This window comes from Geminicoccus flavidas (assembly GCF_009806515.1).
Classification (GTDB): Bacteria; Pseudomonadota; Alphaproteobacteria; order Geminicoccales; family Geminicoccaceae; genus Geminicoccus; species Geminicoccus flavidus.
The window spans coordinates 1-2,904 of the sequence record NZ_WUJP01000407.1; the positions used below are offsets into that span (position 1 = coordinate 1).

The 2,904-nt window shown below is 71.1% G+C and carries 5 protein-coding genes; all 5 read right to left on the reverse strand.

Annotated elements, in window-relative coordinates; all coding sequences use genetic code 11:
* Positions 1–222: Sec-independent protein translocase protein TatB (gene tatB / locus EQG76_RS11530; protein ID WP_235031321.1), on the reverse strand; the 222-nt coding region annotated here is incomplete at its 3' end.
* 83 nt (positions 223–305) lie between these two features.
* Positions 306–920: an SMC-Scp complex subunit ScpB gene (gene scpB / locus EQG76_RS11535; protein ID WP_159713489.1), complete on the reverse strand. Its 615-nt coding sequence runs from the start codon at positions 918–920 to the stop codon at positions 306–308.
* Positions 917–1,669 carry a segregation and condensation protein A gene (locus tag EQG76_RS11540; RefSeq protein WP_159713491.1) on the reverse strand — a complete coding sequence of 251 codons (753 nt, stop codon included), beginning with the start codon at positions 1,667–1,669 and terminating at the stop codon, positions 917–919. Before EQG76_RS11540 ends, scpB begins: the two co-directional genes overlap by 4 nt.
* The gene (locus tag EQG76_RS11545) at positions 1,666–2,367 is read right to left on the reverse strand and encodes a site-2 protease family protein (RefSeq protein WP_200840747.1); all 702 of its coding nucleotides are present in this window, start codon (positions 2,365–2,367) and stop codon (positions 1,666–1,668) included. The genes EQG76_RS11540 and EQG76_RS11545 overlap by 4 nt, the downstream gene beginning before the upstream one ends.
* Positions 2,368–2,377: 10 nt before the next feature.
* Positions 2,378–2,904 (reverse strand): glycoside hydrolase family 3 protein (locus EQG76_RS11550; RefSeq protein WP_200840748.1); only part of this gene is annotated, 527 nt, incomplete at its 5' end.

Here is a 2,904-nt window from a genome sequence, read left to right on the forward strand (position 1 = left end):
GTCCTTCAGGTCCTGCAGGTCGGCCTCGCGGGCCATGTCGTCAACATGGCGCTGGAACTCGCGCGCCATCGCCCGCCCCTTGGCCACCCACTGCCCGAGCGTGCGTGCGAGGCGCGGCAGGTCCTTGGGACCAACCACGACCAGGGCCACCACCAGGATGATGGCCATCTCCGACCAGGCAAGATCGAACACGATGAGGTCACGCCTGCCGTCTTCGGGCAACCGGCGGTCCGGTTACCCCTCGATGAACGCACCGATAGACGAACCCGGGGGCATGGTCCAGCGGCCTCCGGAGGATAGCCCGATCACGATGAAACCTCATCCCCGAAATCATGGCCGGGCGCATCCCCCTGCCCCTCTGCCGCAGGCTCGGCCGCCTCCTCGCCGGTGCGCTGCGCCATGACCACGAGGTCCGGCGCGTCCAGGTCGTCGGGTCTCGGCAGGTCGTCCAGGCTCGTCAGGCCGAACGCGTCCAGGAAGGCCGGCGTGGTCGCCCAGGTCATCGGCCGGCCCGGCACCTCGCGGCGGCCGGCCGGTGCCACCCAGCCGGCGTCCAGGAGCTGCTCGAGCGTGCCCTGGGCCAGCGCCACGCCCCGGACCTGCTCGATCTCGCCCCGGGTGACCGGCTGCTTCCAGGCGATCACCGCGAGCGTCTCCAGGACCGCGCGCGACGGCTTGCGCCGCTTCTCCTCGACCCTGGCCAGATAGGGGGCGATCTCCGGGTCGGTGCGCAGCGCCCAGTCCTGGCCGATCCGCTCCAGCCGGATGCCCCGGCCGCTATAGGCCAGCACCAGCTCGGGCAGAAGATCGGCCACATGCAGGTCGCCCGGCAAATGCGCCTGGAGCACCGCCTCCGGCACGGGCTCCGCCCGGCTGAACAGCACCGCCTCCACGATCCTCAGGCCAAGCTCGCGGCTCATCGCGTTCCCCTCACCATGATCGGGCCGAAGGCCTGGTGCTGCACCAGTTCAATCCGCCCCTGCCGCGCCAGTTCCAGGCTGGCCACCAGCCCGGACGCCAGGGCCGTGCGCCGGCCGAACCCCTCGGCGAGATCGGGCGGCAGGAGGCTTTCCAGTTCGCGCCAAGACGTGCCGCTCACCATGGCCTCGAAGCGCGCCATCGCCTGGTCGATCGACCAGGTGGGCGGCGGCGGGAAGCGCAGGATCACCGCCTTGCGCTTGCGCTTGAGGCCCGCATAGGCGGCGACCAGGTCGGTCAGGGAGGCGGTCGGCAGGTAGCGCGTTTCCAGCGCGAAGCTCTCCGCCACCCCGCGCACGAGTCGCTCCCGGCCGAGCCGCGGCCGCTCCTCCAGTGCCAGGGCCAGGGCCTTGACCGCATCCAGCCGGCGCAGCCGCGCCTCCAGGTCCGAGGCCGCCTCCTCGACCTCGCCGTCGGGCTCGGCCTTAGGCAGGAGCAGGCGCGACTTCAGCCAGAGCAGCCAGGCGGCCATCACCAGATAGTCGGCGGCGACCGTCAGCTCCCGGCGCTTGGCGCCCTGGAGATAGGCCACGAACTGGTCGACCAACGCCACCAAGTCGAGGGTGCGCAGGTCGACCTTCTGGCGCCTGGCCAGGTCGAGCAGGAGGTCGAGCGGGCCCTGGAAGCCGTCCAGGGCGACGGTGAAGCCGTCGTCCTCCGGCCGCTCTTCATTTCCCGCCGCCTCGCTCATCCCAAGGGATCGCCCCAGCCGGTCAGAATGTACACCCAGCGGAACACGAACTCGACCGGCGGGCGCAGGATCGGGTCGATCAGGTTGATCCGCATCCCCCAGATCGAGCCCAGCAGCGGGCCCAGGAACAGGAGGCCCAGCAGGATCAGCAGGCCGTAGCGCTCGGTCTTGGCATGCTGCCAGGCGAGCTTCGGCGGCAGGATGGCGTTGAGCACCCGCCCGCCGTCCATCGGCAGGAGCGGCAGCATGTTGAACACGGCGAGCACGACGTTGACGTTGACGAACGCATCCAGGTTGCCAGTGATCCACTCGCCGAGCGCACCGTCGACGTTGACCGCGCCATGGCGGGCGATCGCGGCGGCGATCGCCAGCACGATGTTGATCCCGGGCCCGGCCAGCGCCACCAGCGCCATGTCGCGGCGGGGATGGTGCAGATAGCCGAACCTGACCGGCACCGGCTTGGCCCAGCCGAACAGGAACGGGCTGCCGGAGAGCAGCAGGATGCCCGGCAGCACGAAGGTGCCGACCGGGTCGACATGCACGATCGGGTTCAGGCTGACCCGGCCCAGCTGGCGCGCGGTCGGGTCGCCCAGCTTGTCGGCGACCAGCGCATGGGCCGCCTCGTGCATGGTGATCGCGAGCACGAGCGGGATCAGATAGATCGACAGGATATGGGCCTGCGCCCCCAGATCGGCCAAGTTGGTTCCTTCAGGCGACGAGCTGCGTCGCGCGCAGATGATGCTCGGCGGCGGCCAGGTCGACCGGCCCCTGCCCGGTGCCGCGGAAGGCCAGGGCGCGGGCATGCCGCAGCGCCGCCTCTCCCGCCAGCTCCGGCAGGGCCGCAGCCAGGGCCTGCGCATCCTCGATTCGCCCGCTGCAGGCGAGCGCCAGGTCGCAGCCGGCCGCGAGGCAGGCCGTCGCCCGGTTGTTCAGGTCGCCGCTGAGCGCGCCCATGCCGAGATCGTCGGAGAGCAGGAGCCCGGCAAAGCCGATCTGGCCGCGGATCACGCCCTCGATGACCGGCCGGGACAGGGTAGCCGGCCGGTCCGGGTCCAGTGCCGGGAAGACGATATGGGCGGTCATGCCGATCGGCAGGTCGGCGAGCGTGCGGAACGGCACGAAGTCGCGCGCCGCCAGCTCGTCCAAGGAGGCCGTCACCACCGGCAGCCCGACATGGCTGTCGACTTGGGCGCGGCCATGCCCCGGCAGATGCTTGATCACCGGCAGCACGCCCG

Bases quoted from the DNA above. Each gene is read 5' to 3' on its own strand.
- scpB (WP_159713489.1), bottom strand. From the start codon at position 920: ATGAGCCGCGAGCTTGGCCTGAGGATCGTGGAGGCGGTGCTGTTCAGC.
- EQG76_RS11540 (WP_159713491.1), bottom strand. From the start codon at position 1,669: ATGAGCGAGGCGGCGGGAAATGAAGAGCGGCCGGAGGACGACGGCTTC.